The organism is Arthrobacter sp. P1_B3, from assembly GCF_056406615.1.
On sequence record NZ_JBFTZV010000001.1, the window covers coordinates 212,557 to 237,298 of the forward strand.

Annotated in this window: 21 protein-coding genes and 1 pseudogene; 6 read left to right on the plus strand and 16 right to left on the minus strand. The window is 65.8% G+C overall.

Translation table 11 applies throughout. The features are described 5' to 3' along the window. Nucleotides 1-14: 14 nt before the first annotated feature. From AC1D2F_RS01005 to AC1D2F_RS01015, 3 genes are all read right to left on the minus strand, one after another. The gene (locus AC1D2F_RS01005) at nucleotides 15-974 is read right to left on the minus strand and encodes a carbohydrate ABC transporter permease (protein WP_364746787.1); all 960 of its coding nucleotides are present in this window, start codon (nucleotides 972-974) and stop codon (nucleotides 15-17) included. Nucleotides 975-1,051: 77 nt separating this feature from the next. Beyond that, nucleotides 1,052-2,347, minus strand: coding sequence for a sugar ABC transporter substrate-binding protein (locus AC1D2F_RS01010; protein ID WP_364746789.1), 1,296 nt, complete (start codon nucleotides 2,345-2,347; stop codon nucleotides 1,052-1,054). Between the two features lie 160 nt (nucleotides 2,348-2,507). Beyond that, on the minus strand, nucleotides 2,508-3,530 hold the full coding sequence (locus tag AC1D2F_RS01015; RefSeq protein WP_364746791.1) for a LacI family DNA-binding transcriptional regulator: 1,023 nt from the start codon (nucleotides 3,528-3,530) through the stop codon (nucleotides 2,508-2,510). Nucleotides 3,531-3,703: 173 nt separating this feature from the next. On the opposite strand from AC1D2F_RS01015, the gene AC1D2F_RS01020 reads away from it, so the two are divergent. Both AC1D2F_RS01020 and AC1D2F_RS01025 read left to right on the plus strand, forming a co-directional pair. After that, nucleotides 3,704-4,687, plus strand: a complete 984-nt coding sequence (locus tag AC1D2F_RS01020) for a helix-turn-helix transcriptional regulator (RefSeq protein WP_364746793.1) — start codon at nucleotides 3,704-3,706, stop codon at nucleotides 4,685-4,687. After that, a complete protein-coding gene (locus AC1D2F_RS01025) occupies nucleotides 4,680-5,564 on the plus strand; it encodes an SDR family oxidoreductase (protein ID WP_364746795.1) in 885 nt (294 codons plus the stop codon). Before AC1D2F_RS01020 ends, AC1D2F_RS01025 begins: the two co-directional genes overlap by 8 nt. A 66-nt stretch (nucleotides 5,565-5,630) precedes the next feature. Here the strand turns inward: AC1D2F_RS01025 and AC1D2F_RS01030 are convergent. The 5 genes and pseudogenes from AC1D2F_RS01030 to AC1D2F_RS01050 all read right to left on the minus strand — a co-directional run. After that, nucleotides 5,631-5,819 (minus strand): annotated as a pseudogene (locus tag AC1D2F_RS01030) (IS30 family transposase); the annotation flags it as partial. Nucleotides 5,820-5,833: 14 nt separating this feature from the next. Beyond that, nucleotides 5,834-6,811, minus strand: a complete 978-nt coding sequence (locus AC1D2F_RS01035) for a carbohydrate kinase family protein (RefSeq protein WP_229995450.1) — start codon at nucleotides 6,809-6,811, stop codon at nucleotides 5,834-5,836. A 120-nt stretch (nucleotides 6,812-6,931) separates the two neighbouring features. Further along, on the minus strand, nucleotides 6,932-7,726 hold the full coding sequence (locus tag AC1D2F_RS01040) for an ATP-binding cassette domain-containing protein (protein WP_079551845.1): 795 nt from the start codon (nucleotides 7,724-7,726) through the stop codon (nucleotides 6,932-6,934). Beyond that, nucleotides 7,723-8,769 (minus strand): ABC transporter permease, encoded by a 1,047-nt coding sequence (locus tag AC1D2F_RS01045; RefSeq protein WP_229995451.1) that lies wholly within the window; start codon nucleotides 8,767-8,769, stop codon nucleotides 7,723-7,725. Before AC1D2F_RS01045 ends, AC1D2F_RS01040 begins: the two co-directional genes overlap by 4 nt. Before the next feature lie 115 nt (nucleotides 8,770-8,884). Further along, nucleotides 8,885-10,003, minus strand: a complete 1,119-nt coding sequence (locus tag AC1D2F_RS01050; protein WP_229995452.1) for a substrate-binding domain-containing protein — start codon at nucleotides 10,001-10,003, stop codon at nucleotides 8,885-8,887. A 165-nt stretch (nucleotides 10,004-10,168) separates the two neighbouring features. Here AC1D2F_RS01050 and AC1D2F_RS01055 point away from each other — a divergent pair, with 165 nt between their 5' ends. From AC1D2F_RS01055 to AC1D2F_RS01065, 3 genes are all read left to right on the plus strand, one after another. Then, a complete protein-coding gene (locus AC1D2F_RS01055) occupies nucleotides 10,169-11,167 on the plus strand; it encodes a LacI family DNA-binding transcriptional regulator (protein WP_229995453.1) in 999 nt (332 codons plus the stop codon). Nucleotides 11,168-11,223: 56 nt separating this feature from the next. Then, nucleotides 11,224-11,517: a putative quinol monooxygenase gene (locus AC1D2F_RS01060; RefSeq protein WP_229995461.1), complete on the plus strand. Its 294-nt coding sequence runs from the start codon at nucleotides 11,224-11,226 to the stop codon at nucleotides 11,515-11,517. A gap of 285 nt (nucleotides 11,518-11,802) precedes the next feature. Next, nucleotides 11,803-14,427: a GH32 C-terminal domain-containing protein gene (locus tag AC1D2F_RS01065; protein WP_476966007.1), complete on the plus strand. Its 2,625-nt coding sequence runs from the start codon at nucleotides 11,803-11,805 to the stop codon at nucleotides 14,425-14,427. Nucleotides 14,428-14,575: 148 nt separating this feature from the next. Here the strand turns inward: AC1D2F_RS01065 and AC1D2F_RS01070 are convergent, their stop codons facing one another. Then, a complete protein-coding gene (locus AC1D2F_RS01070; RefSeq protein WP_476966008.1) occupies nucleotides 14,576-15,037 on the minus strand; it encodes a hypothetical protein in 462 nt (153 codons plus the stop codon). A 443-nt stretch (nucleotides 15,038-15,480) separates the two neighbouring features. Here AC1D2F_RS01070 and AC1D2F_RS01075 point away from each other — a divergent pair, with 443 nt between their 5' ends. Then, nucleotides 15,481-16,299, plus strand: a complete 819-nt coding sequence (locus AC1D2F_RS01075; RefSeq protein ID WP_229995456.1) for a GAF domain-containing protein — start codon at nucleotides 15,481-15,483, stop codon at nucleotides 16,297-16,299. Nucleotides 16,300-16,383: 84 nt separating this feature from the next. Here AC1D2F_RS01075 and AC1D2F_RS01080 read toward each other — a convergent pair whose 3' ends face one another. The 7 genes from AC1D2F_RS01080 to AC1D2F_RS01110 all read right to left on the minus strand — a co-directional run bounded on the left by AC1D2F_RS01080 (nucleotide 16,384) and on the right by AC1D2F_RS01110 (nucleotide 24,736). Further along, a complete protein-coding gene (locus AC1D2F_RS01080) occupies nucleotides 16,384-16,977 on the minus strand; it encodes an NADPH-dependent FMN reductase (RefSeq protein WP_229995457.1) in 594 nt (197 codons plus the stop codon). A 90-nt stretch (nucleotides 16,978-17,067) separates the two neighbouring features. Next, nucleotides 17,068-18,336 carry an N-acetylglucosamine-6-phosphate deacetylase gene (locus AC1D2F_RS01085; RefSeq protein WP_476966009.1) on the minus strand — a complete coding sequence of 423 codons (1,269 nt, stop codon included), beginning with the start codon at nucleotides 18,334-18,336 and terminating at the stop codon, nucleotides 17,068-17,070. A gap of 198 nt (nucleotides 18,337-18,534) precedes the next feature. Continuing rightward, complete coding sequence (purU, locus tag AC1D2F_RS01090) at nucleotides 18,535-19,410, minus strand: formyltetrahydrofolate deformylase (protein ID WP_229995459.1); 876 nt, start codon at nucleotides 19,408-19,410, stop codon at nucleotides 18,535-18,537. A gap of 2 nt (nucleotides 19,411-19,412) precedes the next feature. Next, nucleotides 19,413-20,828: an L-serine ammonia-lyase gene (locus tag AC1D2F_RS01095; RefSeq protein WP_364746801.1), complete on the minus strand. Its 1,416-nt coding sequence runs from the start codon at nucleotides 20,826-20,828 to the stop codon at nucleotides 19,413-19,415. Continuing rightward, on the minus strand, nucleotides 20,828-21,463 hold the full coding sequence (locus tag AC1D2F_RS01100) for a sarcosine oxidase subunit gamma (protein WP_229996131.1): 636 nt from the start codon (nucleotides 21,461-21,463) through the stop codon (nucleotides 20,828-20,830). Before AC1D2F_RS01100 ends, AC1D2F_RS01095 begins: the two co-directional genes overlap by 1 nt. Next, on the minus strand, nucleotides 21,456-24,410 hold the full coding sequence (locus AC1D2F_RS01105; protein ID WP_476966010.1) for an FAD-dependent oxidoreductase: 2,955 nt from the start codon (nucleotides 24,408-24,410) through the stop codon (nucleotides 21,456-21,458). The genes AC1D2F_RS01100 and AC1D2F_RS01105 overlap by 8 nt, the downstream gene beginning before the upstream one ends. Further along, on the minus strand, nucleotides 24,407-24,736 hold the full coding sequence (locus AC1D2F_RS01110; protein ID WP_476966011.1) for a sarcosine oxidase subunit delta: 330 nt from the start codon (nucleotides 24,734-24,736) through the stop codon (nucleotides 24,407-24,409). The genes AC1D2F_RS01105 and AC1D2F_RS01110 overlap by 4 nt, the downstream gene beginning before the upstream one ends. Nucleotides 24,737-24,742: the final 6 nt, after the last annotated feature.

Below are 24,742 nucleotides of genomic sequence, written 5' to 3' on the forward strand. Positions count from 1 at the left end.
GTGTCTGTTTCACGTCAGTCCTTCTCTCGGGTCAGGTAGCGCTGCACTGCGGAGATCAGCAGCACGAGCACGAAGAACACGAGCGAGATGGCCGAGGCGTAGGAGGTCTCCTGCTGCTTGAAGCCGGAGCGCACCGCCTCGTAGATGATGGTGGTGGTGGAATCGAGGGGCCCGCCCTGGGTCATGACGCTGACCTGGTCGAAGAGCCCGAGCGCCTGGATGGTGATGGTCACCAGGACCAGGGTGCGCGTGTGTTTGAGGCCGGGCCAGGTCACGTAGCGGAACTGGTGCCAGCGGCTGGCCCCGTCGAGTTGGGCGGCCTCGTACAGTTCCCCGGAGATGCTCTGCAGACCTGCGAGCCAGATGATCATGTGGAAACCCGCGGCCTGCCAGATGGACAGGGCGATGATGGCCGGCATGGCGGTGGCGGGATCGTTGAGCCAGTCCGGGCCGTTGATCAGGCCGAAACTGGCCGTCGACAGCAACTCATTGATCAGGCCGTCCTTGCGGTACATGAACATCCACAGCAGGGACACCACCACCATGGACGTCACCACGGGAAGGAAGTAGATGGTGCGGAAGAAGTTTACGCCGCGGAACTTCTTGTTGATCAGGAGGGCCATCGCCAGGGCGAGGCCCGACTGGACCGGCACCACCACGACGGCGAAATAGCTGACGTTCAGCAGCGACCGCCAAAACGTGGGATCCGCGAAGAGCCGCGCGAAGTTGTCCGTGCCGACGAACTCAACGGGCCGCGGGGAAACAAGCCGGGCGTTGGTAAATGCCAGGCCGAAGCCCATGATCGCCGGGAGGAAGACGAAGGCGAGCAGGAGGACCGCGGCCGGGGCGATCATTCCCCAGCCGCTGATCTGTTCGCGCAGGCGGCGTGGGCGGCGGCGCGGTTTGCTGGGCGGTGCGGCCGGGGCCGGATCCGCCAGGCCGCGGCCGGGGGAGGGGAGCTGGGTTGTTGTCATGGTTTTCTCCGTCGACAGTCAGGGCCGGAGGTACGACGGCGGCGGTTGCGCACCGCCGTCGTACCGCGGGCAGCCGGCTAGTTCTTGTAGCCGCCGTTGGACTTGATGTTGGCGTCAATGGCCTTGACCGACTTGTCCAGCGCCGTCTTGGGGTCGGCGCCGGCGAGGATGTCCTGGACAGCCTTGCCGTATTCGGTGGCGATGAAGGGATAGGCCGGGGTTTCAGGGCGCATCACCGCGTAGTTGCGGGAGAGTTCCATGAAGATCCGGTTTGTGCCGCCCTTGGCGTACGCGGGGATCAGTGCGGCGGCCTCGTCGGTGGCCGGGATGGTGCCCGTTGCCTTCGCCACCGCGGCCAGGTTTTCCGGCTTCAGTGAGTAGGAGAGGTAGTCCATGGCTGCCGCGGAGTTGGTGCAGCCGCTGGTCACACCCCACTGCCAGGAGGCGCCGCCGATCTTGGGGCCGTTCCCGAGGTCCACTGACGGCATGACCACGAGGTCCTTACCCACCGCTGCGCGTGCCTTGTCCGCGGCCCAGGAGCCGGTGTAGAGAATGCCGCTCTTGTTGTTGAGGAAGTCCTGGGTGGAGTCCTTGCCGCTCTTCTTGGCCATGAATCCCTGGTCGGCAAGGCCGCGGAACCACTGGGCCCATTCGACGGCCTTGTCGCCATTGAGGGTGCCGTCTGCCGACTGGAACCCGTCGCGGTTGATCAGATCCCCACCGAAGGACTGCAGGAACGGCGAGTAGGCGTAGGGCAGCCACTCGCCGGTTCCGGCGGTACCCATGTCCAGCGGGTATTCCCACTTGCCCAGGGCCTTGAGTTTGCTCAGCGCGTCCTGGAACTCGTCCTTGGTCCACGGCTTCTCGACAGTGGCGACGCGGACACCGGCTGCCTTGAGGTCGGAGGCGCGTGCAAGCATCGCCAGCGCGACGTCATAGGTGCCCACGGCGTAGGTCTCGCCCTCCCATTTGGCCACCGTGCTCGGCAGATTCTTGGACACATCCGCGTCGAGCTGCAGCGGTGTCAGATACTTCGCCCAGGCCCAGTTGGGAACATTGGGGCCATCAATGTCAACAATGCAGGGAAGCTTCCCGGAGGCCGCGGCCGAGACCACGGAGTCGTTGTAGGAGTCCTGCGGGAACGCCTGGACCTTGATCTTGGCCTTGGCGCCGGCGCTCTTGTTGTACGAGTCCACGATGTTTTCAATCGCCGTGAGTTCTTCGGGGTTGCCCGCGTTGTGGGTCCACATGGTGATCTCGTTGGAGCCTGCGGACGGGGCCGAGGCGCTGCCCTTTCCGCAGGCGCCCAGGGAGCCGACAAGGGCCGCCGCAGCTACACTGGTGGCGAGGATCCGGGTGAATCGCTTGTTCATGATGGTCAATCTTTCTGCTGAATTTGGGCGTGGGGGATTGTCCCGGGTCCGGCGGGACGCGGCCGGTGCAACGGCTGCGTCCCTTTTCGTGCGGTCCCCGGGCAGTGGAACAGTGGAGCGGTGGAACGGTTCGGTGAGGGCGCCTCTTGCCGGCAATCAGCTAACTTGGCGGCGGGCCGAGGGACCCCCGCTCAATGAGGGGGCACTCCAGTTGCGTCTGGGCTGCCGGTGCGCCGGGATTTTCAATGTCGTCCAGGACTCGGTTGACCGCCCAACGGCCCATCTCGTAGTGGGGAAGGGCGACGGTAGTGAGCCCCGGCCACAGGGCGTCTGCGATGATTTCGAGATTGTCGATCCCCACAATGGACACGTCCTGGGGAATGCGCAGCCCCAATGCCGTGGCCGCTTGGTAGGCGCCCATGGCAACCCTGTCACTGAAGCAGAACAGGGCCGTGGGCCGGTCGGGCTGACCGAGAAGCCCCAGCGCGGCCTCGCGGCCCCCCGCGGTTTCGGGCTGGCCGATCACGAAGTGGCGGGGGTCGTGCTCCAGGCCGTGCCGCCGGAGAGCGTTAAGGAAACCCTCCCTGCGGCCGTGCGTGGCGGGGATGTCGTCCACGTTGTTGATCATCCCGATCCGGGTGTGGCCCGCCTGGATGATTGCTTCAACGGCCGTCTCGGCAGCGGCCACTTCATCGGGGATAACCGAGGAAATGGACCTGTTGTCAGTGACGGAATCCAACAGCACGGTGGGAAGGCCCTCCAGTTCCGCGGGGACCCGCACGCTCTGGTGGTACATCCGGGCATAAACCACCCCGTCCACCTGGTGCTGCCGCAGCATGTTGATTTCACGCTTTTCCAGCTCGCTGTCCAGGCCGGAATTGACCACCATCACCACATAGCCGCGGTCATAGGCGGCGTCCTGCGCCCCGCGGATCATTGCGCCTGCAAAGGGGGTGGTGGTGATTTCGTCGCTCACCAGCCCAAGGATCTGGGAGCGCTGGTTGCGCAGTCCGCTGGCCATCTTGTTCGGGGCGTACCCAAGATCCCTGGCCACGTCCCGGACGAGTTGCTGCGTCGCTGCCTTCACCCGGAAACTCGTGGCGTCGTTGAGGGCATGCGACACCGTGGTGACTGAAACCCCGGCGGCCTTGGCCACGTCGCGTATTCCCACTTTTGTCGTCATTGACTTCCCTTTGCAAAACGTTTTGTATCTGGTGTGAGCTACGCTACACAAAACGTTTTGCATTTGTCAACAGAGGGGTGGCGACATCGCTTGCGCCCTCGGCTACGTTGGCCGGATTGGGGGTGTCTGATAGACACTGCCACCGGCCGCCCGGCCTGCGTAGCGTGGTGGATGTGGAAAGAAAAGAGGAAATCCGTGAGTTCCTGATCTCGCGGCGCGCGAAGATCAGCCCGGAACAGGCCGGCATCCCCAGCTACGGGGAGCTGCGCCGCGTGCCAGGCCTGCGCCGTGAGGAAGTGGCGCAGCTCGCCGGGGTGAGCACGGACTACTACACGCGGCTTGAGCGCGGCAGCCTGCGCGGCGTCTCGGACGCGGTGCTCGAGGCGGTCGGCTCTGCCCTTCGGCTGGACGACGCCGAGCGGGCGCACCTGATGGATCTGGTGCGGACGGCCAGCACACCGTCGCGCCGGGCGCCGCTCCGGCCCACGCAGCAGCGGGTCCGCCCCGGGGTGTTGCGACTCCTGGACGGCATGACCGGAGTGGTCGCCCTGGTGCAGAACGGGCGTTCGGACGTGCTGGCCGCCAACTTGCTGGGCCGTGCGCTGTACGCGGAGGTGTTCAACTCTGCCGTACAGTCGGGGCCGGCCACGCCGGGGCGGCTGCCGAACCAGGCACGCTACCTCTTCCTCGATCCGCACGCAGGTGACCTCTACCCCGATTGGCACGCGATCGCCGCCACCACGGTGGCGATGCTGCGCCTGGAAGCGGGCAGGAACCCGCACGATCGGGCACTGAACGAGCTGGTCGGGGAGCTGACCACACGCAGCGGGCTGTTCGCCGCACTATGGGCCGGACACGACGTGCGGATCCACACCACAGGGACCAAGCGCTTCCACCACCCCGTCGCGGGGGACCTGGCCCTGCAGTTCGAGACGCTGGCCCTTCCCGGAGATGAGGGACAGACCCTGTTCACCTTCACCGCGGAGCCCGGCTCCGGGTCCGAAAACGCGCTGGCGTTCCTCGCCAGCTGGGCGGCAACGCCTCCCGAAACAACCACCACCGGCGGTCCCGCCGGTGGATCGACCGTCCCCGAGATGCGCGCCCACGCGCAGCCGGGGCCACACAACCCAGGAAAGACAGAACCGTCACATGAGTGAACACAACGACAACATGACAGGCCAGAAGGAAAACATGCCCGGGAAGAAAGTCTGGTTCATCACCGGCGCCGGCCGCGGCATGGGCACCGACATCGCGAAGGCAGCCCTGGCCGCCGGGCACGCGGTGGTCGCCACCGGACGCGACCCGGAAAAGGTCGCCCAGGCCGTGGGCCAGAGCGAGAACCTGATGGCCGTGCAGCTCGACGTCACCGACCCCGCCGCGGCGGAAGCGGCCGTGCAGGCCGCCGTCGACCGGTTCGGCCGGATCGACGTGCTCGTCAACAACGCCGGCAACTTCTACGCAGGCTTCTTCGAGGAAATCACCCCGGAGGACTTCCGGGCGCAGATCGAAACCACCATGTTCGGCCCCATGAACGTCACCCGCGCGGCCCTGCCGGTCCTGAGGGCCCAGCGCTCGGGGCTGGTGGTCACAATCTCCTCAACAGCCGGCATCGCCGGCGGGGAATTCCTTACCGCCTACGCCGCATCGAAGTTCGGCGTCGAGGGCTGGGCCGAGTCCCTGGCCCCCGAAGTCGCCCCATTCGGGATCCGCACCATGATCGTGGAGCCGGGGTTCTTCCGCACCGAACTGCTCACCCCGGAATCCACGAGCTACGCCGAATCCACCATCAACGACTACGCCGAGCGCACCCGCCAGACCGTCGCCGCCTGGCAAAGCATGGACGGACAGCAGGGCGGGGATCCCGCCAAGCTCGCCGACGCCCTGATCCAGCTCGCCGAACTGGACGAGCCGCCGCTGCGCTTTGCCGCCGGCGCAGACGCCGTCGGCGTATTCGAGACCCGGGCCAAGGCGCTCCAGGACCAGGCCGGCGCCCACCGCGAGCTCTCCAGCAACCTCGCCCACGACGCCGCCTGATAAAACGCAAACGGACGACGGCGGAAGGTCGGCGGTTTCTAGCGGTCGTTGCAACACTGCTGGTGGCTAGGCGGTCATTAGTAGATCACGCACGCGCTCGGCCGGGGTATCCCAGCCGAGCGTTTTGCGTGGTCGGGCGTTGAGTTCCTGGGCCACGTGTTCAAGGTCTTCGGGGCCGTAGACGGACAAGTCGGTTCCTTTGGGGAAGTACTGACCCGTGCGGAACTGGCCGATCTGATTCGGGTTGATTCCACGCATATGGCAACCGGTCATTTTGACGACGTGCTTCGGGAGTCGGCGTATTGGGCTAGGGGATGGGCTTCGATTGCGATGTTGAGTTCTTCCAGGGTCGGGGGGTTTGCTCCCGGGCGCTGCACGGTGATGGCCGCGGCTGCAGCTGCGGTGTGTCCAAGCTGCTCCAGGACAGCTGGGGCGAAGCCTTCGGTTCCTCGGGTGAGAAAGCCCAGGATCAGGGCGGACATGTAGGAGTCCCCGGCGCCGATGGTGTCGGCAACTTTTGACTTCACGGCGGGAATGTTGATGGTAGCGGCGGTTGTGGTGAATTGTGAGCCGTCGGCGCCTTTGGTGATGACGGTAAGCCCGGTGCCCAGACCGAGGATGTGGGCTGCGGTTTCGTCCAGGCTGTTTTGCGGGTACAGCCAGTGGGCGTCTTCGTCGCTGAGTTTGACGACGTCGGTTAGTGGCACGAGCTCTTCGAAGGTGGCCTTCGCTTCTGCATGGCTGCCGAGCAGGGCTGGCCTGATGTTGGGATCGTAGGTGATCATGCAGTGTCTGTGTGCCTGTTCGAGCAGTGACCTCACGGCGCCGGCGCCGGGTTTGAGGAAAGTGGCGATGGAACCGGTGTGCAGTATTTTGGGGACGCAGGCGGGGACTGCTGGGGCAAGGTCCCAGATGATGTCGAAGTCGTACTTGGCGGAGCCGTCCGGTTCAAGGGTTGCTGTTGCCGATGCTGTCCGGGTGAGGGATTTTGATCCGGGCAGAAGTATGACGCCTGCGCTGCTGAGGTGGTTTTCGATGGAAATCCCCCGCGCGTCCGGGGCAATTGCCGTGAGCAGACCTGTTGTTACGCCGAGGCGGCCGAGTCCGTAGGCGACGTTGGCCGGTGAGCCGCCGGGGTGTTCCACTTTGTCGTGTGACGTGGTGACCACGTCGATCAGCGCTTCGCCTATGACCATGACGTCGAGCGTCTGGTGAGCGTCGTTCCGGGCTGTTGTGAGGTAATCCATGGTCTGTCTCTCGTGGGATGGTGATGATGGGAACTCCCGGTATGGATCCGTCCGCGGACCTCGGGGAGGTCCGCGGACGGAGAAGGGGCTCCGGTAGAGCGGGAGGGTACTAGCCGGACCTCAGGCGGTGGCTGCGCCGGTCATGATCGCCACTGCGTCGGTCATGGTGTGTGATTGCGGAGTGATGGTGGCAGCGCACTTGCCCAGGCGCTGGATGTGGATCCTGTCCGCCACGTCAAAGACGTGGGGCATGTTGTGGCTGATCAAGATGACCGGCAGGCCGCGGTCGCGAAGGTCCCGGACCAGCTGGAGCACCTGGTTCGATTCCCGGACGCCAAGTGCCGCCGTCGGTTCATCCAGCACAACGACCTTTGAACCGAACGCCGCGGCGCGGGCCACGGCGACAGCCTGGCGCTGGCCGCCCGAGAGGTTCTCCACCGGCACTGTCACGTCCTGCAGGGTGGAGATGCCCAACCGGGTCAGCTCTTCCTTGGCCTTCCGGCGCATACCTTTGGTGTCAAGCATCCGGAACACGCTCCCGAGGAGTCCCGCACGCCGTTCCTCCCGGCCGAGGAATAGGTTGGAGGCGACGTCGAGGGCCGGTGAGACGGCGAGGTTCTGGTACACGGTTTCGATGCCGTGGACACGGGCGTCCTGGGGGCGTTTGAAGTGCACCTGCTGTCCTGAGACGAAGAGTTCGCCTGTGTCCGGGACTTCGGCGCCGGTGAGGCATTTGATCAGGGTTGATTTGCCTGCACCGTTGTCGCCGATGATCGCGAGGACTTCGCCGGGGTAGAGGTCGAGGCTGACGCCATCCAGGCCCACGACGCGGCCGAAGGTCTTGACGAGGTTTCGGGCCCGCAGGATGGGTTCGCGGGTGGTGACGTGCGGGGCTGTAAATTCTGTCATGGTCATGACTTGACCTTTCGGATCCACTGGTCGATGGACACAGCGAGGATGATCAGGACGCCCACTGCGAGGGTCTGGTACAAAACGTCGAGCCCGGCAAGGGAGAGACCGTTGCGGAAGACGCCGACGATCAGGGCCCCGAGGAGTGATCCCCAGATGGAGCCGCGGCCGCCGAAGAGGCTGGTTCCGCCGATAACGACGGCCGTGATGGAGTCCAGGTTCAGGTCGACGCCGGCGTTGGGGCTGGCGGCGTTGGTCCGCCCGATCTGGATCCAGGCGCCGGCGGCCAGGACAGCGCCGGCAGCGAGGTAGACGCTCATGAGCACCCGGCTGACGGGGATGCCGGCCAGGCGGGCGGCTTCCTTGTCATCGCCCACGGCGTAGACGTGCCGGCCCCAGGCCGTCTTGCCCAGGATGAAGGCAACAGCGATGTAGAGCAGGAGCATCATGACGACGCCGGTGGAGATCCGCACAGGGCCGAGCGGGAATGTGGTGCCGGTCCAGGTCAGCAGAGGCGGCATGGCCGAGCCGCGCACTGTCGCTCCGTTGGAATAGAGCAGTGTCAGGGCGATGAAGATGTTCAGCGTGCCGAGGGTGACGATGAACGGCGGGAGCCGGAACCGGGTGACCAGGAATCCGTTGAGTGCTCCGGCGGCGAGTCCGACGACGAGGCCTGCGAGCAGGGCAACAGGTGCGGGCAGTCCGTTGTTGACGGCAAGCTGGGCCATGACCATGGAGGAGAGGATCATGACGGCACCGACGGAGAGGTCGATGCCGGCGGTGAGGATGATGAGGGTCTGGGCGATGGCCAGGGTGCCGACGACGGAGACCTGCTGGGTTATCAGGGAGAGGTTTTCAACCCGCAGGAACCTGTCATTGAGGAGGCCGAACACCACCACCGCGATGAGAAGTACGAGAGCGGGGCTGACGGCGGGGTAGCGGTGAAGGATATTGCGTATCCGGCTGAGCGGTGTCTGGCGGTCAAGGAATTCCTCCGCCAGGTCGGCATGCCCGGCGCTGGGCGGGCCGGCGGTCTGTTGCTGGGTCACGATTGGTCCTGATCTTCCGTGATGGTTGCTAGGGCGGCCCTAGCTCGGTAGATGCGGGGCGGGGAGGCCGAGTAGCGGGCTCCGGACTCCCCGCCCCGCAGTGAAGCTGGGTGGATTACTTTCCCCAGCAGATGTCGGAGGCCTCGGTGGTGGTGATGCTCTTGACGCCGTCGGCCGGCTTGTCTGTGACGAGCTCGACACCTGTGTTGTAGAAGTCCAGCCCCGGTGAGTTGGCCGGCTTCTGGCCGGTCTTGGCGAGGTCAACGATGGCCTTCACGCCCAGTTCGGCCATCTTGACCGGGTACTGCTGCGCCGTGGCGCCGATGACGCCGGCCTTGACATTGTTCACGCCGGTGCAGCCGCCGTCCACCGAAACCACCAGGACGTCCTTTTCCTTGCCGGCGGCCTTCAGGGCCTCGAAAGCACCCGCCGCGGCAGGTTCGTTGATGGTGTAGACGACGTTGATGTTCGGGTTCTTGGCGAGGAGGGTTTCCATGGCGGTGCGTCCGCCGTCCTCGGCGCCCTGGGAGGCCTGGCTGCCGACGATCTCGTAGTCGCCGCCCTTGCCGCCGGTGTATTTGCCGGTCTTGGCTTCGTCGCCGTTCTTCTTCTTGTCCGCGGTGTCGATACCGAGGCCGGTCAGGAAGCCCTGGTCCCTGTTGTAATCAACCGAGACAACCTTGTCGTCAAAGAGATCGACGAGGGCAATGGTCGCTTTTTTCCCATCCAGCTGGGCTGCGGTCCATTTGCCGATCAGCTCGCCGGCGGCAAAGTTGTCGGTGGCGAACGTGATGTCGGCGGCGTCGGCCGGGTCCGGCGGGGTGTCCAGGGCGATGACGAAGAGCCCGGCGTCCTTGGCCTTCTTCAGGGCGTCCACTACGGACGGACCGTTGGGGGTGATCAGGATGCCCTTGTCGCCCTTGGAGATGGCGTTCTCGATGGCCTGGATCTGGGTGTCCTCGTCGCCGTCAGCCTTGCCGGCTGCGAGCTTCAGGTCCACGCCGCCGGCCTCGGCCGCCTTCTTTGCCCCGTCCTGCATGGAGACGAAGAACGGGTTGGTCGTGGTCTTAACGATCAGCGAGACGCCGACCTTGTCCCCTGACGAGCTTCCCGTTGATGAGGCGGACGGGGAACTTCCACCACAGGCTGAAAGACTGAGCGCTCCCAGGGTCAGCACTGCTCCCGCAGCGAACAGGCGGGTGGCCGTTGAACGGGGTGCTTTGGAACTCAACATTGAATCTCCTGGTGTTTGAGGCCCTCACTGGCCTCGACAACGATGTCATGTACGATGTAAGCAGCATCACACCGGAGAGTCAATAGATGCAACTTAGAAGGAGCGATTTATTTGACAACGATGTCCGATCGTAGCCAGCCGGCCCTTTCCGCCAGTCGTCCGACAATGCGCCACGTGGCCGCCCTTGCCGGCGTCGGAATTAAGACCGTGTCCCGGGTGATCAACGACGAACCTGGCGTGTCGGACGCCACCCGGGAAAAGGTGCTCAGCGCTTCACGACAACTCAACTACCACCTGGACATGGCGGCCGGCAGCCTGCGCCGCGCGGGCAGAAGGACGCTCTCGGTCGGGCTGTTGCTGCCGAGTGTTTCCAACCCGTTCAGCGGCGAGATCAACCGGGCAATAGAAGATGCTCTTGGGGCCAGGGGAATCGCGGTCTTTGCGGCGAGCCTGGATGATGACCCCCAGCGGGAGCAGGACATCGTGGCGGCATTTCTTGGGCGGCGTGTCGACGGGCTCATCCTCACGCCCATCGCCAGGAGCCAGGCGTATGTGATCCCGGAGCATTCCCGTGACCTGCCTTTGGTCTTCATCGACCGTGAACCGGTAGGAGTGGAAGCAGATGCCGTCGTGACCGACAACGCCGCAGGCTCCGCGAGGGCGGCTGCTCACCTGATGAGCCGCGGCCACACCAGGCTTGCCTATCTGGGTGACCGCACGGACATCCAGACCGCCCGGGAACGCCGGCGGGGGTTCATTGAGGAGATTGGCCGGCAGGGAATTCCCACCTCCACGATTCCCGTCCGTGAAAACCTGCACGATGAGGAATCGGCCAGGTTGGCCGCGTTGGAGCTTCTCACTGCTGCGGAACCACCGACGGCGATCTTCTCCAGCCAGAACCTCATCACTTTCGGTGCCATGCGCGCTCTGAGGGAGCTAGGGCTGAGCAAACGCGTGGCCTTGATAGGGTTCGATGACTTCACGCTTGCCGACTTGATGGATCCCGGCGTGACAGTTATCGCCCAGCACCCCGAGCGAATCGGGAAGCTGGCAGCAGAGCGGCTCCTGGCCAGGATCGATGGCGACCAGCAGCCCCCGCATACCTATGTTGTCCCGTCTGAGCTGGTACAAAGAGGCTCCGGGGAACTCCGCCCTCCGGCCTGACGCCGGGGGACCTTCCTGAACAATCTGCCAAACACAAAAACCTGAATGGGATCATGATGACCAAAACCCTCTACGCCGAGTTCACCGTCAAGCCCGGCAGCGAAGCCCGCGTTGCTGAAATGATGCTCGAACTGACCCGGCATGTCCGTCGTGAACCGGGCAACGAGCTGTTCCTCCCCTGCACCCGGGAAGACAACCCCCGGGAGTACTTTGTCTTCGAGGTCTACCGCGACGAAGCCGCGTTCCAGGAACACATCGGCGCCGATTACGGCGCCAGATTCAACGAGGAACTGGCCCGCCACATCGAAGGCGACGCCTCGGAGCTGACCTGGCTCCTGCCGCTGGAATAGCCCTCAGCCAAATCCAGCCGATCCGCGGTCGGCGGGAGCTGCTGCGTCCAGGACCCACGGAGAGGGCTGAACGGAGCCGCCTACCGGAAATAACCCTTCCAGCCCTACCGCTGGGAGGGAATTTTCTGCTGCCCGCCCATCGCTTCGCCCGGCTCAGCCGCGCGCGGCCGGCCTCATGCCTGAGCCGCCAAAACCGTTGACTTGTCTGATGGACATCACTTAGTGTCCTTCGAGCTGACAACGTTGTCTATCGACGACGCGCGCAACGAAGGGCGAATCAAGCGAATGAAGAACACGAACACCCGCAGGACGCACGCCGTTTCTGCACTGACACTCGCGGGACTGACGCTGGCCGCGGCACTCGCAGGTTCCCTGCCGGCATCGGCCGCGACAGGCCCCGGGGACGAACCTTACCGGCCGGCCATTCACTACACGCCCGCAAAAAACTGGATGAACGACCCCAACGGGCTCGTCTTCTACAAGGGCGTCTACCACATGTACTACCAGCACAACCCCTCCGGTAACACCTGGGGGAACATGTCCTGGGGCCACGCCACGTCGAAGGACCTTGTCCACTGGAAGGAGCAGCCGCTGGCGATCTCCACCGATGCCCAAGAAGACGTCTTCTCGGGCAGTGTCGTTGTCGACAAGGACAACACGAGCGGTTTCGGTACGAAAGAGAACCCTCCGCTCGTGGCCATCTACACCAGCGCCTACAAGGACGCCTCGCCGCACCGCGGCCTGCAGGCGCAGTCACTGGCTTACAGCCTCGATGATGGCCAGACCTGGACCAAGTACTCCGGCAATCCTGTGCTGAACCGGAACTCCGCCAACTTCCGTGACCCGAAGGTGTCCTGGTACGACACGCCCGGCGGCGGAGGCTACTGGCTCATGACCGCGGTCGAAGCCACGGACCACAAGGTCGTCCTCTACAAGTCCGCCAACCTCAAGGACTGGTCCCCACTGAGTGAATTCGGACCAGCCAATGCCACCGGCGGGCAGTGGGAGTGCCCCGACCTGTTTCCCCTCGCCGTGGACGGCGACCCGAAGAACGTCAAGTGGGTCATGGTGGTCAACATCAATCCCGGCGGCGTGGCCGGCGGCTCCGCCGGCCAGTACTTCGTGGGGAACTTCGACGGCACCACCTTCACCTCCGAAACCACCAAACCCGTGGCCACGCCCCCTCCCGGCACGGTCCTGGCCGGATTCAACGACGGAACTTACAACGGCTGGACCGTCAACAACGAGCCAGGAAACTGGAAGAACGGCCCATTCGGCAGCACTCCGGCAAACGGAGCCCTTCCCGGCCAGAGCCCCGTGACCGGCTTTGACGGCAGTGGCCTGATCAATTCGTTCAACGACGGCGACTGGCCGCTCGGGTCCATGCAGTCACCTAACTTCACCGTGACCGACGACTACCTGAACTTCCTCGTGGGCGGCGGCAAGCACCCCCGCGTCTCCGACAAACTGGACAACACCCCGCCCGCAGGAGAGCTCAAGTTTGACGGCTTCGAGGTTCCCGCCGGGACATCGCTGGCCGACACCGGCTGGACCGGGACCGGCGACCTCACCCCCAACTTCCAGCCCTCCACCAGCGGCGGGGACTTCTACCTCGGGGCCAAACGGATTAACACCTTCGAAACCGGCAACACGCCGGGCGATGACCGACAGGGCACCCTGACATCACCGGAATTCCCCATCACCAAGAATTTCATGAGCATGCTGGTCGGCGGCGGCAACCGCTCCGCGGACTCCGGACAGATCCTGGCCGCCCAGTTGCTCGTCAACGGCAAGGTGGTCCGCTCCCTCGCAGGAGACAATTCCGGAATCCTGAACTGGAAAGGCTGGGACGTCTCCGAGTTCGCGGGACAGAATGCACAGTTGCGTGTAGTTGACCAGGCCACCGGCGGGTGGGGACACCTGACCCTTGACCACGTCATGCTGACTGACGGCCCGGCCGTTCCCCGGTCTGACGAGGAATCGGTAAACCTCGTGGTCAACGGACAAGTTGTCCGCACGGCCACCGGAAACGACAGTGAAAAGCTCGACTGGGCATCATGGAATGTCAAAGAATTCGTTGGCCAACAAGCACATATCAAAGTGGTCGACAATAACCGATTCGGTTGGGGCCACATTCTCGCGGACGAGTTCATGCTCTCCTCGAAACCGGCACAGTCGGCCCTGGAGACCTATGACTGGCTGGACTACGGACGCGACTACTACGCCTCCGTGTCCTTCGCCAACATGCCCGATAGCAAGCGGGTCATGCTCGGCTGGATGAACAACTGGGACTACGCCAACGACATCCCCACCAGCCCCTGGCGCAGCGCCATGGCACTTCCCCGCAAGGTCAACCTGACCACGACTCCTGACGGCCCCCGCCTCACCCAAAGCGCTGTCAAGCAAGTGGAACAACTGGGCGGGAGAGTCTCCTATCAGGATAAGAAGGGCGGACCGATTCCCGCCGGGACACACCAGCTCCCGGCTTCCGCATCGGGCCAGGTCCAGCGGGTGGACATCACCTTCGCACCCGGCACGGCGAAAAAATCCGGCATCACCGTACTGGGCGACGCAAACACTTCCACCGTTATCGGCTACGACGCCACGACCGGAAAGATGTTCGTTGACCGCACCAACTCCGGCAACACCGCGTTCCACCCGGCATTCGCTTCCGTCGAGGACGCCCCCGTCACCCTGGACAAGGACGGCAACATCACCATGCGGATCTACCTCGACCGCTCATCGGTGGAAGTGTTCGCCCAGAACGGTCTGCGGACCATCACCGACCAAGTGTTCCCCAACGCCGGAGCCGACAAGATGGCCCTCTTCGCAGAAGGCGGGATTGCCCAGCTCAAATCACTCACCGTGACACCGCTGGAAAAGGCAATGTTCCTCCCGGAAAACAAGTGACCCAGCCCACCGCCTGACCTGCTCGCCAAGGAGTCGGAGCTGAAGGGACTGCGTACGGTACTGCACCGGGCGCAATCCCTTCAGCCCGGCCTTTGTGAGGTCGTCGCACCGGCGACTGAAACACGAACTTCGTCACAGGCATTGCCAGCTAGCAATTGACCTCAGCCCTGAGGTCACGGATCGCGGCCTCGACGTTGGAGGCCTCGTCGCGGAGGGAATCAGCTGCCTGGGTCAACGTGGCGTCGTCGGGGACCGCCGCGACGGCGGCATTGAACTTGGCCTCGGCGGCCTTGACGGCATCCGCCCGCTGCTGGGCGAGGTTCTCGCTCGCCTTGACGAGATCGTCATAGGTCTTCGTGACTTGATCTTGGGCCGCGCGGACCTGCTCGATCGTGGCATCAGGCTTGAGCGTGGACTTGAACTCTGCCAGAGCTGCGGCATGGGCATCGATGGCCGCGCAGACCTGCGACGTGCTTGCCGGGGGGCTTGAGACGGTCACGGCCGGACTGGGAGTGGCCGCCGGCGGGCTGGTTGGGCTGCATCCGGTGAGCAGGGCGATGGTGGTCCCAAGTGCGATGAATCCCAAGAGAATAGCGCGGGGTTTCGACATCGGAAGATCCTCTTCCAGCTGGGGTGTTGGCTCCGAGCATCGGGGGCCGTATTCATCCTCCGCCGGGACGCGGGCGCGGACCTCATCCGCCGGGGGTGAATTGGGTGGAAATGCATGGCCGGCCGGCAGGGGCCAAATGGCTCTTTTGGGACCGGGTGAACGCGGGTATAAATGGTTGTGCCACGGCGGACGGGTCCTCCGCGACTGGTGTTGAAGCCGGGGCGGGCGGTCCAGGGAAGGACGTTGAAAACTTCCCTGGGCCGCCGCGGGGCTGATGGGGCTCTGCAATCACCGGAACAGCCCACCGGAACAGCCGAGGATCAAGCGACAGGCGGCGGGATCGTCGGCTCTGACAGATGGATGGCGCGGCGGTGTCCGCCCGGACGTATGCTGTTTTCATCGGTTCAGCAGTGAGCTGCGTGCTTTGATTTCGAGCGTGGAACATGACCCAAGGAACTGCAAGAGACGGCCGGCAGGATCGTCATGCCTCCTTCTGGGAGTTGCACTTCAACGACCCGGATGTCGGTGCCTTCCTCAGCGAAGCCGTGAGTGAGTTTGTCGACGACATCGGTGGTCCCGGCCGCGGGATCAGCTGGGCAATCACCCTGCTCGGGTCCGCGGAGGCCCTCACCCTTACTGCCGGCAGCGAACCGGCGCGGGCCGCAGATGAGGCGCAGCGATCCTTCGACGACGGGCCGGCTCGCACAGCGGTTCGCAGCGGTGAATTTGTGTTCGTGGGCGACACCTCCCTGGAGCGCCGCTGGCCCGGGTACGCCAGCGCCGCCGCAGCCTTCGGAGCCCGGTCCCTCATATCCGTTCCGCTGGTCCCACAATCGGTATTCCAGGCCGCTGTGAACTTGTACGCGCCGTGGCCGCATGTCTTCACCAGCGCAGATATCACCGCCGCGGCTCGCCTGGCCCGCCACCTGTCCCGTGCACTGCGTTTGGTTGAGCAGTTGGCGCTGAGGTCCGGGAGCAGCGCGGATCTGTCCTCGGCCCAGCTCTCCCGGGCGCTGGCCGGCCTGGCGTTGCGGACGCTGGTGCGGGAGTACGGACTCAGCGAGGAGGGAGCCCTCGACTATCTTCGGAGCGTCGCGGGCGGAGCTACACGGGAAGCCGCCGGCGCCACGGTCCATGTCCTGGTGCCCGATTCCGTTCAGGTCCAGAAAGAGCCCCTGCCCAGTCCCTATGCAGGGGCACCACATGGCGGGGACGCGCCTCCCGTCCGTCGTCGGCGGCGCAGGACGGGGACCCCGGCCTAGGCGTACAGCGCTATCAAGTTGGGGACACCCGACCAGCCGTCCCGCCAGGCCGCGCGCCTGCGCAGCAGATAGTCAGCACAGCCGCTAGGCGGCGCTGGCGTCTTCTTTCCCTCGGGCGTGGCCCGGGCGGAGGATCTTCAGCGCGCCGGCCCAGGCGATCACCTGGTCGAACAAGGTCTGCAGACTCGCCTCGGCGGCCGCCGTCGGGATGAAGGTGCGGTAATTCGCGAACTCCGTGGCCAATGGCAGCGCAACCTGGGCCCGGACGTCTGCCATCTGCAGTTCTGCCGCCACACCCCGGAGGTGTTCGACGGCGCGGATGCCGCCGCTGCTTCCGTAGCTGACGAACCCGGCAGCCTTGTTGTTCCACTCCTTGTACAGGTAGTCCAGCGCGTTTTTCAGCGCCCCGGGGATCGAGTGGTTGTACTCGCCGGTGACGAAGATGTAGCCGTCGAAACCGTCGACAGCCTCGGACCAGGCCTTGGTGTAGGGCTGGCTGTACCGGCCGAAGGAGGGCGGCAGCGGCTCGTCGAGAAGCGGGAGCCGGAAGTCGGCGACGTCGAGGACGTCAAAGGTGGCATCGCCGCGTTCTGATGCCCGGGCACTTACCCAGTCGGCGACGGCCTTTCCGAGGCGTCCGGGCCGGGTGCTCCCGAGCACGATAGCGATGCGGATCATGGCGGGCTCCTTTCCGGAGATTTTTTTACCCACAATCACAACAACAAGCCGGACGGCTCGAAACTTCCGCAGCGCCGCCGGATTAGGGTGCTATTGCGCGACGCGCCGGCATTCCGGCAGGATCCGTCCGCCGCGAAGGACGGTCACGAGTTCGAAGCCCGGGTCAACGGCGATAACGTCAGCGCGCATTCCGGCCCGGAGCCCGCCGATCTCGGTTTCCAGACCCAGGACACGGGCCGGGACCAGGGTCGCCGCCATGACGGCGTCGGCAGGACTCACGCCCGCCGCGATCGTGGCGCGGACAACCTCCAGCAGGGTCGCCGTGCCCCCGGCAAGGGCGCCGTTACTCCGCAAGGTGGCCACGCCGTCGTGCACCACAACATCCGAGCTGCCGAGTTCGTACTCGCCGTCGGGCAGCCCGGTCGCCGCCATGGAGTCTGTCACCAGCGCAATGCCCTCGACTCCGACCAGGTCAAACACCATCCGGACCGTCTCGGGGTCGAGGTGGACGCCGTCGCCGACTAGCTCGACCACAACCGTGCCGGCCGCCGCCAAACGCAGGCACGCGGCAACGGGGCCGGGACTGCGGTGGTGCAGGGGAGGCATGCCGTTGAACAGATGGGTCACGGTGGGCCGGGCCTGCGGCCCGAAGGCGCCACCGGCCGCGGCCCTGCCGATGAGGTCCGCGGCTTCCGCCAGCGAGGCGGCCGCTACGTGGGCATCGGCATCGGTATGGCCCAGCGAGGGGGTGACTCCGTGGTCCGTGAGAATCCGGAGCAGTTCACTGGCGCCGGGCAGTTCGGGGGCGTAAGTCATGGTCTGCAGGGCTCCGCCGGCGGCCGCCAGCAGGTGCCGGAGCAGTTCAGGATCGGGGTCCCGGAGCCAGCGGGGGTTCTGCGCGCCGCAGCGGGCGGAGGAGAGGAAGGGCCCCTCGGAATGGACGCCTGCGATCAGTCCCTCGGCCGCCAGGACCTTGAGTACGCCGAGCGACCGCACCAGCTCATCGCCCGGGGCCGTGACCAGGCTGGCCAGCAGGGTGGTGGTCCCGTGGCGGTGCAGGAAGTCCACCGCCTCCCGGCAGGCCCGGTCATCTCCGGTTGGGAATCCGCCGCCCGCGGCGCCATGGCAGTGGAGGTCAACAAGCCCGGGAAGCAGCGAACTGCCCTGCGGCACCGGGAGCTCCTCGGCCCCAGGGAACTGCCCGGCGTCAAAGCCGCCGCTGGGTCCCGCGTAGGCGATCCGGCCGTCGGTCACCGCCACCACGGAGTCCGGGGTAACGGCACCATCGCTCAGGAGGGCGCCCCGCAGGAAGTAGGCGGGAGCGGCAGCGGCGTCGCGGTCCTCGGGGGTAAGGATCATGGTGCCTGGTTTCTGTGTGGCCGGGCGTTTGGGACAGGTACAGCTAGTTGAAGACTAGCCGTACGGCGCCGACGATGGCTGTTCCCGGATTCCCCACCTTTGCTTCGGTTCCGACGGCGTGCCCGCCCAACACGCTGGCGGGTCCCGGCCAAGTGGCGGCAAAGGTGGGGAAACTCCGGACCTCCACAGGAGTTACGGCTAACGCAGCACTACTGTCCTGTTGCCCTGGAGGATGACGCGTCCCTCGCAGTGCCAGCGGACGGCGTTTGAGAGTGCCTTGCATTCCGTATCGCGTCCGGCGGCCACGAGATCGTCCGGGCCGAAGGTGTGGTCCACGTCCACCACTTGCTGGGAGATGATGGGCCCTTCGTCCAGCTCCGCGTTGACATAGTGGGCGGTGGCGCCAACCGTCTTCACGCCCCGGGCGTGCGCCTGGTGGTAGGGCTTTGCACCCTTGAAGCTGGGCAGGAAGGAGTGGTGGATGTTGATGGCGCGGCCGTCCAGCTGCCGGGTGAGGTTGTCGGAGAGGACCTGCATGTATCGGGCCAGGACCACCAGTTCCACGTCCATCCGGTCGATCAGTTCCAGGAGCCGCTCTTCGGCCGCGGGCTTGGTGTCCGGGGTGACGGGCACGTGGAAGAAGGGGATGCCGTGCCATTCGACGGTCCGACGGTGATCGGGGTGGTTGGAGACGACGCCGACGATCTCGATGGGCAGTTCACCGGTGCGTGCCCGGTACAGCAGATCGTTGAGGCAGTGCTCGAATTTCGAGACCATGATCAGGACCCGCCGTTTGGTCCCGGACCGCCGCAGCTCCCAGCGCATGCCGAATTTTTCGGCGACCGGCACAAACGCCTCCCTGAGCACATCCAGCGTGGTTTGGTCTCCGGCCGACGCGAACTGGAGCCGCATGAAGAAGTGGCCGTCCAGCTGTGAGTCGAACTGTTTGCTTTCCAGGATGTCGCAGCCCTGGTCCAGCAGGAAGCCGGACACGGCGTAGACGATTCCTCGCGTTTCCGGGCAGTCCAGGGTCAGGACGTGCTCCACGGTGTCGGGTGTCTGGTCGGTGGTCATGGTCAGCACTCCACGACGTTCACGGCGAGGCCCCCGCGGGAGGTTTCCTTGTACTTGGTTTTCATGTCTGCTCCTGTTTCGCGCATGGTCTTGATGGCTTTATCCAGCGAGACTTTGTGGCTGCCGTCGCCGTGGAGGCACAGACGGGCGGCGTTGATGGCTTTGACGCTGGCGATGGCGTTGCGTTCGATGCAGGGGATCTGCACCAGCCCGCCCACGGGGTCGCAGGTCAGGCCGAGGTTGTGTTCAATCCCGACTTCGGCGGCGTTTTCCACCTGTTCCGGGGTCCCGCCCAGCACTTCGCAGAGTCCAGCCGCCGCCATGGAACAGGCCGATCCGACTTCGCCCTGGCAGCCGACCTCTGCCCCGGAGATGGAGGCATTGATCTTGAACAGGATCCCGACGGCGGCCGCTGCCAGCAGGAAGCGGACGACGCCGTCGTCGTCGGCGCCCGGGACAAACTTGACGTAATAGTGCAGCACGGCGGGGACGATTCCGGCGGCGCCGTTGGTGGGGGCCGTGACGATCCTGCCGCCCGCGGCATTTTCCTCGTTGACGGCCAGGGCGAACAAGTTCACCCATTCCATGGCGAGCAGCGGGTCAGCGGGCACGTGGACGAGCGAAGGGTTCCGGGCATCCGCCTCGGCGCTGACGGCGGATGCTGCCAGCGTCCGAAACAGGGACGGGGCGCGGCGTTTGACGTTCAGCCCGCCGGGCAGGATGCCCTCGGCAGCGCAGCCGTTGTCCACGCATTGGCGCATGACCGCCCACAGTGCCAGGAGTTTTTCCCGGAGTTCGGCCTCGCTGCGCCAGACGAGTTCGTTGGCGAGCATGACGTCGGAGATGGACATATTTTCGCGGCGGCAAATTTCCAGGAGCTCGTTGGCCGTGGTGAAGGGGTGGGGCAGCACGGTGTCGTCTGCCACCACATGGTCAGCGCCCTGGGCATCGCCGTCAACAACGAAGCCGCCCCCAATGGAGTAGAAGCTCCGTTCGCTGAGGACGCCGCCGGAGTGGTCCAGTGCCCGGAAGGTCATGCCGTTGGGGTGGGCCGGGAGGGACTTGCGGCGGTGCAGGACCACGTCTTCGTCCCAGTTGAAGTCCACCCGGTGGTGGCCGGCGAGCTGCAGCTCCGCGTCCAGGGCCGCAGCCGCCACCTGGTCATCCGCCGTGCCCGTGTCCACGGTCTCGGGGTCCTGTCCCTGAAGACCGAGGACCACAGCCTTGTCCGATCCATGTCCCCGTCCGGTCGCACCCAGGGAACCGAACAGCTCGGCCTGCACTCTGGTAGTCGAGCTCAGTGTCCCGTCACTCTTGAGCCCGTCGGCGAAGAGCTTGGCCGCCCGCATCGGGCCGACCGTGTGGGAGGAGGACGGCCCGATGCCAACAGAGAACAGGTCCAGGACGCTAAGTGCCATCAGGGGACCTCGGTGGACGCAAATTCGCGCATGGCATCGAGGAGCCAGCGGCCCAGGAACTCCGCAAAGGATGCCCGCGGAAAGATTCGGTAGGTCTCTTCCGCGGTCTTCCACAAGATGGCGGGGATGCCGCCGATTTCCGTGGACAGCGCCGTGCCGGCCGTGAAGACGCGGGGGTGCAGGTCCAGGGCGCAGCCCTTCTCCAGAACGTCCCGGGCCCGGGGCCCGGAGAGTTCGAGCGTGGTGCGGTTGGCGGAGAGGTCCACCACCTGGCCCTCGGCGTCGCCGAGTGCGTCGGTGAGCGTCCGGGGGAGCTCACCGCCCAGGCTTTCATGGGATTCCGCCGGTGCCACCAGCAGGAATTCTGCCGGGCCCAGCCACAGCGCCGCGGTGTCACCGCTGCTGCGGACCTCCCCGGAAGCGGTGGGAAGGCCTCCCGTGCGTTTGCCCAGCCGCTCCCCGGCATCGCCGTCGGGATCGACCCGGATCCCGGCCATGGTCAGGAACGGCACCTCGCGCAGCTCCACCGTGCCCGCAACGGAGCCCGCTTCAAAAGCTGCCCATAGGCCCGACGCCGGGCTCTTCCGGAGGGTCTGGATCTTCTTGGAATTTTCGAGTGCTGCTGTGTCAGCCATCTTTACGGGCCCCTTCAGAGTCAAAAAGTACGGTTTCTGCGACGACGACGTCCACCAGCTGGTCACCGGCGGCCGCCACGAGGGTTTCGCCGATGCGGTTGCGCCCGTTCTTGATCAGGGCCAGCGCAAACGACCTGCCCAGCGCGGCGCTGTGGTAGCTCGAGGTGACGAATCCCTGCATGGGCACGGGGCCGTAGGCGGGGTTGACGGTGATGCCCTGCTCCACCAGTTGGGTGCCTTCGGGGAGCCGGATGGTGCCGTCCACGGGGAGGACGCTGACCAGGTGCCTGCGGTCGGTGCGGGCGGCGTCCTTGCGGGAGTACGAGCGTTTGCCGATGAAGTCCTTGACCTTGGACACCACCCATTCCATGCCGGCATCCTGCGGGGTGACCGTTCCGTCGGTGTCCTGACCGACGATCGGGTACCCCTTCTCCGCACGCAGCACGTGCATGGTTTCGGTGCCGTACGGGGTGATGTTGAACTCCGCGCCGGCCGCCTCCACGGCTTCCCAGGTGCTCAGCCCGTACCAGGACGGGACGTTGATTTCGTAGGCCAGTTCGCCGGAGAACGAGATCCGGCAGACCCGGGCCTGGACGCCGGAAGCCAGGGTGGTCTCGCGGAATGTCATGAACGGGAAAGCCTCGGCGTCGAGGCCGCCGTCGGCTGCCAGTTCCGGAGCCATTTTGGCGAGGACGGCCCGGGATTTCGGTCCGACGACGGCGATGGTGGACCACTGCTCCGTGACGGAGGTGCAGTGCACATCCAGTTCCGGCCATTCGGTCTGCAGCCATTCCTCCAGCCAGTCCAGGACCTTGGCCGCGCCGCCGGTGGTGGTGGTCATGAAGAACCGGTCCTCGTCCAGGCGCAAGGTGACGCCGTCGTCGAAGATCATCCCGTCCGGGGTGCACATGACGCCGTAGCGGGCCGAACCCGGTGCCAGCTTCTTGAAGGCGTTGGTGTAGATGCGGTTCAGGAACTCGCCCGCGTCCTTGCCGCGGATCTCGATCTTGCCCAGGGTGGTGGCGTCCATGAAGCCCACGGATTCGCGGACGGCAGCGCATTCGCGCAGGACCGCGGTGTCCATGTCCTCGCTGTCCTGCGGGTAGTACCAGGGCCGCTTCCACTGGCCGACGTCTTCGAACAGGGCGCCGTGGGCGACATGCCAGGGGTGGATGGAGGTCAGGCGGGCGGGGTCGAAGAGTTCGCCGCGCTGGCGTCCGGCCAGGGCAGCGAATGCCACCGGGGTGAAGGGCGCGCGGTACGCGGTGGTCCCGATTTCGCCTACCCCAACCGTTTCCCCGCCGCCGTGCTTGAGGGCTGCTGCGATCACGCCGATCGCGTTCACGCCGGACGTCTTGCCCTGATCGTTGGCGGTGCTGATCGAGGTGTAGCGCTTGACGTGTTCCACCGAGCGCATGCCGGCCCCGGTGGAGCGCAGCACGTCGGCCACGGTCTGGTCGCGCTGGAAGTCGACGAAGTGGTGGTGCCAGTCTTCCGGGCCGCCTTCCTGTCCGGGGACCAGCCAGAGCTGGCGGGTGGGGGCGGCGGCGCGCGGCGGCGTCGGCGCAGACGGTTCCGCGTCGGACTCGAAGCCCGCGGCGATGACCGCAGCGGCCCCGGCGGAGATGCCTTCGGCCACGCAGTCGTCCAGGGCGTAACTGCCGCGTCCGGATCCGGCCACCTGCTGGTTGGGAACCACGCTGTGGGGGACGAAGGCGGCGAGGTCTTCGTCCCAGCGCAGCCTGCCTTGGCGCTGGGAGTGCAGGTGCACCACCGGTGACCAACCGCCGGAGACGGCCAGCAGGTCGCAGGCGAGGTGTTCGATGCCCGAGGTGAGCTCGCCGGCGTCGTTGATGCTCCGGACGGTGACGCCGAGGAGCCGGCCGTCGCCGGACACAGCAGCGGTGGTGTTGGCGACGGCGCTGCCGATCAGCACGCGCGTTCCCGCGGCCGCGGCTGCCGCGGCGGTTTCGCTCAGCTGCGGCCGGGCGTCCACGACGGCCTCTACACCGATTCCGGCCGCGCGGAGGTCGGCGGCCAGGGCGTAGGCGCTGTCGTTCGTGGTGCTGATGACCACCCGGGAACCCGCGGCGACGGCGTAGCGGTTGAGATAGGTGCGGACCGCGGAGGCGAGCATGATGCCGGGGCGGTCGTTGTTTTCGAAGACCAGCGGGCGTTCGTGGGCGCCCGGGGCCAGGACGACTTGGGCGGCCCGGATGTGCCAGATCCGCTGGCGGGAAACGCCGGGCGCGGCCGGGGTCAGGAGGTGGTCGGTCCGGTTCTGGGCCGCAATGACGTAGTTCGAGTCGTAGGAGCCGAAGGCGCTGGTGCGGTTCAGCACCGTGCAGTCGGCCGCGGAGATCAGTTCGGCTTCAACGTTGGCCACCCAGTCCAGCGCGGGCTGGCCTTCGATGCTCTCCGCGAGGGCCGGATCGGTGGATCCGGACAACAGCGAGCCGCCGAGCTCGGGCTGGTCGTCAATGAGGATGACCCGGGCGCCGGCGCGGACGGCCTGCCGCGCGGCGGCCAGGCCCGCGGGGCCGCCGCCGATCACGAGGACGTCGGTGTGGACGTATTTCTTGTCGTACTCGGCGCGGTCCTCGTCCGGGTCCAGTTTTCCCAGCCCGTTGAGGAATTCGGCGCTGAGGCCGTCCACGAGGGACACGGTGGTGGCGGGGAGCATGGACTCGGCCACGTGGCCCGGGAACCGGGCGGCGATCTTGACCAGGGCGTTGGATTCCTCGACCCCGGCGGACATGATGCCGCGCGGCCGGTCCTCGTAGAGGGAGTTGCCCGCCTCCAGCCGGCCGTTCGCCAGCAGGGCGGAGGCGAGGGTGTCGCCGGGGTGGCCCGTGTACTCCCGGCCGTCCACGGTGAAGCGCCAAGTGACGCTGCGGTCGATGCGTCCGCCGGTGCTAAGACGCGCGGGCTGCGGCTGAGCGCTCATTTGGAGGATCCTTCCGGGGAAACGGGGCTGGTGATAGTGGGGGCTGTGGGTCCCGTGGCGGGCCGGGGCGTGCCCATCGGGTAGATGGCCTGGATGTCGTAGGTGACGGTGTCGCGGAGCATGTTGAACCATTGCCGGCAGCCGGTGCTGTGCAGCCAGCGTTCGGCGAAGGCGCCCTTGGTGTTGTCGCGGTAGAACAAGTACTCGGCCCATTCGCGGTCGTTCAGTTCGTTCGGGTTTTCGGGGTAGGGCACGTGGGCCTGGCCGCCGTAGTGGAACTCGGTCTCGTCGCGGGGACCGCAGCTGGGGCAGGGAATAAGGAGCATGTCCGT